A 5,306-nucleotide genomic window follows, 5' to 3' on the forward strand; every position below is an offset into this window, starting at 1 on the left:
GCTTGGACGGCCGCGCGGCGATCCCCAGATCGCCCAGTTGCGCGTCGAGGCATTGCCCGATGTTGCTCTCGGCAAAGCGCACCAGCACCATCTCGCAGTTCTGCGACCGGCGTTGCCACACCGAGCGGCCGGGATTGATGACGGAAAACGTCTGTTTTGAAAGCGACAGCCGGCTCGACCCGTCGAGGACGACGTCGTTTCGTCCCGCCAGCGGCATCTGCACCATGAACTCCTCGACCTTCTCGATGTGCACGGTGACCTCCGACTGGAAGGCCAGTCGGCTGATCGAGACGCCGGCACCGCAAGGATGATGGTCGAGGCTGAAATGGAATTGCGACGCATCGGCAACGGACAATTCGAACCGCGGCTCGAAAAAACGGCCGATGACGTCTTCCGCCTCACGCGGATGGCGGCATTGAAATTGATAATGTAACGGCGTGTTGCCCGGGTGGGCGCCGGCTCTGCGTGGCAGACCTTGCGTGTCGGTTGTCACTTCCACCACCCGTTTCCTCAACCATGCGGCGGAACCCGCGGCAGTGGTTGAAAGCAATGCATTTTAGCATCGGAGCGAGAATCCCGGAAGCGCCCGCGGAACGCGCATTTTAAGCAAGTGCAATGCACGTCGTCGCGATTTGCCGGAATGGGTCGAATCTCGTGCAGTCTTCGGATAGCGATTGCAGCCACCGGATAGTCACGCCGGTTTGGCCGGCTTAGCGTCACCACCATGCTTTTCGCTGCTTGGAGATGGGCCCGCAGACGCTTGTCCGGCCTGTCCGGGGATGCGGCGAGCGGACTAGTAGAGCGTTTTGCGACAGGTGTATCGATGGCCGAACCAGCCGAACTTGCGGAAACGTCGACGTCGGTTCTCATCGTGGGAGGGGGGCCGATCGGTCTTGCTCTTGCGGCCGATCTTGGGCGGCGCGGCGTCGATACCCTTCTGATCGAGCGGCGGCCGGACAAGCTCGCCTCGGCCCGGATGCTGGAGGTCGGCGCCCGCACGATGGAGTTCTGCCGCCGGCTCGGGATCGCTGAGGAGGTGCGCAATTGGGGTTTTCCCGGCCACTATAATCTCGACACGGTGTTCGTGACCGGCCTCGAAGGTTACGAGATCGGCCGCGTCAGAAGCGGATCGCTGAACAGCCGCTTTTCCTCGGAATACAGCCCGGAGCGGGCGAGGCCGTGCCCGCAAACCTGGTTCGACCCGATCCTGCAGAAATGCGCGCGGTCGTTCGCCGTCAACCAGTTGCGATACGAGACGGAGCTGGAGACGTTCGTTCAGGATGCGGACGCCGTGCTTGCCACGGTGCGGTGCCGCAAGACGGGCAGGCGGCAGAAGATCCGCGCCGCCTATCTCGTCGGTTGCGACGGCAGCGACAGCACGACGCGGGAACTGCTCGGCATTCAACTGCGCGGCCGCAAGCAGGTCGATCTCACGGTGAACGTGTATCTGCGGATCCCCGACTTCCTGTCGTTGCACCACACCAAGCAGGCGCTTCGCTACGTCTTTGTCGGCCCCGAAGGAACCTGGTCGTTCCTGACGATGATCGACGGCAAGGATCTGTATCGGCTGCAGATCCTTGGTCTCGATCAGGACAGCGTGAACAAGATCGACGTCGATGCGATGGTGCGGCGGTGTTTCGGCCGCCCCGTGTTCTACATCCTCGAGGACAAGATTTCGTGGGTGCGGAAGATGACCATCGCCGACCGCTTCATGGACGGCCGGGTTTTCCTCGCCGGTGATGCCTGCCATGCGCATCCGCCGAACGGCGGGCTCGGAATGAACACCGGCCTGCAGGACTCGTTCGATTTGAGCTGGAAGCTTGCCGCGGTGCTGAAGGGCTGGGGCGGGCAAGCGCTGCTCGACAGCTACGAATGCGAGCGCCGGCCGGCCTCGAGCCGCGCCACCGAAGTTTCGTTGCTGAACTACGGCCGGTTGATGAATCGATCCAACCATCCCGATATCGAGGCGCCGACCGAAGCCGGTTACCAGGCGCGCCGCGAGGTCGGCGAACGCCTGGTGCGCGAAAACCTCAAGGCGTGGCAGCCGCCCGGCGTGCATCTCGGCTATATTTACGATCCCTCGCCGATCGTGGTTCCCGACGGCACGCCGCGTCCGGTGGATGATACTCACGGCTACAGGCCGACAACCTATCCCGGCGCGCGGGCGCCGCACTTCTGGCTGCGAACCGAACTCTCCACCATCGACTTGTTCGGTGGCGGCTTCGTGCTGGTGCGGTTCGAGGATGTCGATACCGGCCCGCTGGAGGAGGCGGCCAGGCTCCGGCGGGTGCCGCTCGAGATCCATCACATCGTCAACGAGAAGGTCGCGCAGCTCTACGAAAAGCCGCTCGTGCTCGTTCGTCCGGACGGACATGTCGCGTGGCGCGGCGATGCCTTGCCGGCGAATTGCCTGGAGCTGATCGACACGGTTCGCGGCGCCGGCTCGCGGATCATCGCTTGCCGCGGAAACACGCATTCGGCCCCCGAGGTGACGAGGCCCACCCTCGTCTCCACCACCGGCCGGGCCCGACACGCCTGACATTTTCAACCAAGGAGATCGCCGTTGCTCAAGATCGTGACCGTTTGCGGGAGCCTCAGGGCTGAATCGTACAATGCGATGGTGGCCCGGACCCTGCCGCTGCTCGCCCCGGAAGGGATGCAGATCAAGGCGTCGCCCCCGATCGAACCGATCCCTCACTACAACGCCGACGTTCAGGCGAGGAAGATCCCGGATGCGGCGACGGCGCTCGGCGACGCGATCCGCGCGGCCGACGGCGTCATCATCGTCACGCCCGAATACAATTATTCGGTTCCCGGCGTGCTGAAGAACGCCATCGACTGGGTGTCGCGCCTGCCGGACCAGCCGTTCAAGTCCAAGGCGGTGGCGCTGCAATCGGCGTCGCAGGGGATATTGGGCGGTGCGCGCGCGCAATATCACCTTCGGCAGACGCTGGTGTTCCTCGAGGCCTTCGTCTTCAACCGGCCCGAGATCATGATCGCCGCGGCGAAAGGCAAGTTCGACGAAACGCAGGGCCATCTGACGGACGAGGTGTCGCGCGGCCTGATCAAGCAACAGCTTGCCGCGTTCGCGTCGTTCATCCGGCAGGTCACGCCGGCCGCGTGAGGAGAGGCGCGCCATGACCGAACCAGCAAACGCGACGGCGAGTTATAACCGCCCGCATTACAGCCGCGAGGAATACAACCACATCCAGGACATGGCGAACCTGGATTTCCAGCCGGGGCTGCATGTCGGCGACATGGCGCCGGATGTCGTTGTCAGCGACCTGGAAGGGCGTCCCGTTCGTCTCAGCGATTTTCGCGGCAAGAAGAATGTCGTGTTCGAGTTCGGCTCGATCACCGCGCCGATTTTCATCAACGACATCGTCGATCTCAACCGGCTTCATGGCAAATTCCGCGATAACGACATCCAGTTCCTGATCATCTATGTGCGCGAGGGGCATCCGGCGGAGAACTATCCGGCGCATCGCAGCCTCGAGCAGAAGCTGTCGCATGCGCGCGATTTGCAGCGGCTGGAAAACGTCGCGTTTCCGGTTCTGGTCGATTCGCTCGAGGGTACCGCGCACCATCTCTATGGCCTGCGGCCGAGCCCCGTCTGGGTGATCAACAAGGAGGGGCTCGTCGTCCACAAGTCGTCCTGGCTGGTGGCCGACGAACTCGAGATGGTCCTCGATCATCTGTTGCGTGCCGAGAAGTGGCTCGCGGAAGGGCTTCGCACGCGGCGTGTCTATGCCGAAACCTGGCGCGAACTCTGGATCAACCGCAGCGTCCACCAGCGCGTGCTCGAGCGCGCCGGCCCCAGCGCGCGGGGAGAGGTGGTGCAGGCTTTCGGATTGGACCCGGTGACGCAGGGGCAGAAATGATCATGCACGCTTCGATTGGCGCCGAACGAGACTGCGGAGGCGCACGATGCCGCTGCTGCTGACCAACGACGAGGTCACGAGCCTGCTGTCGATGCCCGATTGCATGTCGGCGATGGAAAAGGCGTTCGTGGAGCTGGGTAACGGCGAGGCCATCACCCGCGTGCGTTCTGATCTCATCGTGCCGCAGCCGGAGCCCGACCGCCACTACCTGCTCAAGACTTGTGACGCGGCGCTGCCGGGCGTCGGCCTCGCGGCGGTTCGTGTGACCTCGAACATGATGCGGGAGTTCAGCGACGGCTCCGTGCGCCGCCTCGACCCGCTGCCGCTCGCCACTGGCGGCAACTACGTCGGCCTCGTTCTGCTGTTCGATATGCAGAAGCTCGATCTCGTGGGAATCATTCACGACTCGCGAATTCAGGTCATGCGGGCCGGCGCCGCGCACGGCATCGCGGCGAAGTATCTCGCGCGCGAGGAGGCCCGCGTCGTCGGCTTGCTCGGATCCGGCCAGCAGGCGCGCGAGCAATTGAGCGCCATCGCGCTCGTGCGTCGCTTGAATCTCGTCAAGGTGTTCAGCCCCACGCCGGCCAACCGCGAGCGGTTTGCCGCGGAAATGTCCAAGGAGCTCGATGTCGAGGTGGTTGCCTATGACAATCCGCGCGCGGTGGTCGAAGGCTCCGATATCGTTGCCGCGACGACGACGTCGCTGCAGCCGGTGTTCCCCGGCGAGTGGATGCAGCCCGGCCAGCATGTCAGCTCGGTGCGCGCGACGGAGATGGATGACGTCGCCCGCGAGCGGGCCTCGCTGATCATCCTGCAGTCGGGCGAATCGACGACGCTCCACGTCCCCGCCAAGCACCCGATGCACGGCCCGTGGTTCCAGAATCGCGACCGCAAGGTCAATCCGGCGCGTCTCGCCACGCTGCCGGACATCGTTGTCGGCCGTCATCCCGGCCGCACGTCGCCCGAGGACATCACCCTGTTGGGTGGCTATGCCTCCTTCGGGCCCGGCACCGGATATTCCGCTCTCGGCTCCGTCCTCCTTGAGCGGGCTCGCCAGAAAAAAGTCGGACGGGAGCTTCCAGCGGAGTGGTTTGTCCAAAGCGAATCGTCGTGAACGCGCGCCGGTCGGAGGGGGCCGAACGCGCTGTGGCGACGTCTCGATAACAGAAAGCGGGAGGGTTAAACGATGAAAGTCCGAGCGATCATTCGATCGATCCTGGCGCTGCTCGCCGTTGCCGCGATGTCGCAATCGGCGGCGGCGCAATATCCGTCGCATCCCATCAAGGTGATCGTATCGGCGTTGCCCGGCGCGGCCACCGATATCCTGGCGCGCGTCGTCGCCGAGGAACTCAGCCCGCGGCTGGGCCAGCCCATCGTCGTCGAGAATCGCTCCGGCGCCAGCAGCACGATTGCGGCCGGGCAGGT

6 protein-coding genes are annotated in these 5,306 nt (G+C 64.3%); 5 read left to right on the forward strand and 1 reads right to left on the reverse strand.

What is annotated here, in order from left to right; genetic code table 11:
- A partial coding sequence (locus VN004_RS01355; RefSeq protein ID WP_325606308.1) for a hypothetical protein occupies positions 1 to 499 on the reverse strand: 499 nt, incomplete at its 3' end.
- A 324-nt stretch (positions 500 to 823) separates the two neighbouring features.
- Here VN004_RS01355 and VN004_RS01360 point away from each other — a divergent pair.
- From VN004_RS01360 to VN004_RS01380, 5 genes are all read left to right on the forward strand, one after another.
- Positions 824 to 2,539, forward strand: a complete 1,716-nt coding sequence (locus VN004_RS01360; protein ID WP_325606309.1) for an FAD-dependent monooxygenase — start codon at positions 824 to 826, stop codon at positions 2,537 to 2,539.
- 24 nt (positions 2,540 to 2,563) lie between these two features.
- The gene (locus VN004_RS01365; RefSeq protein WP_325606310.1) at positions 2,564 to 3,124 is read left to right on the forward strand and encodes an NADPH-dependent FMN reductase; all 561 of its coding nucleotides are present in this window, start codon (positions 2,564 to 2,566) and stop codon (positions 3,122 to 3,124) included.
- Positions 3,125 to 3,137: 13 nt separating this feature from the next.
- Positions 3,138 to 3,881 (forward strand): peroxiredoxin family protein, encoded by a 744-nt coding sequence (locus tag VN004_RS01370; RefSeq protein ID WP_325606311.1) that lies wholly within the window; start codon positions 3,138 to 3,140, stop codon positions 3,879 to 3,881.
- A gap of 46 nt (positions 3,882 to 3,927) precedes the next feature.
- Complete coding sequence (locus VN004_RS01375; protein ID WP_325606312.1) at positions 3,928 to 4,995, forward strand: ornithine cyclodeaminase family protein; 1,068 nt, start codon at positions 3,928 to 3,930, stop codon at positions 4,993 to 4,995.
- A 72-nt stretch (positions 4,996 to 5,067) separates the two neighbouring features.
- Positions 5,068 to 5,306, forward strand: a 239-nt coding sequence (locus tag VN004_RS01380; protein WP_325606313.1) for a tripartite tricarboxylate transporter substrate-binding protein, incomplete at its 3' end; no start/stop codon positions are given.

It is taken from the genome of Pseudorhodoplanes sp. (assembly GCF_035565855.1).
In the GTDB taxonomy this organism is placed as follows: domain Bacteria; phylum Pseudomonadota; class Alphaproteobacteria; order Rhizobiales; family Xanthobacteraceae; genus Pseudorhodoplanes.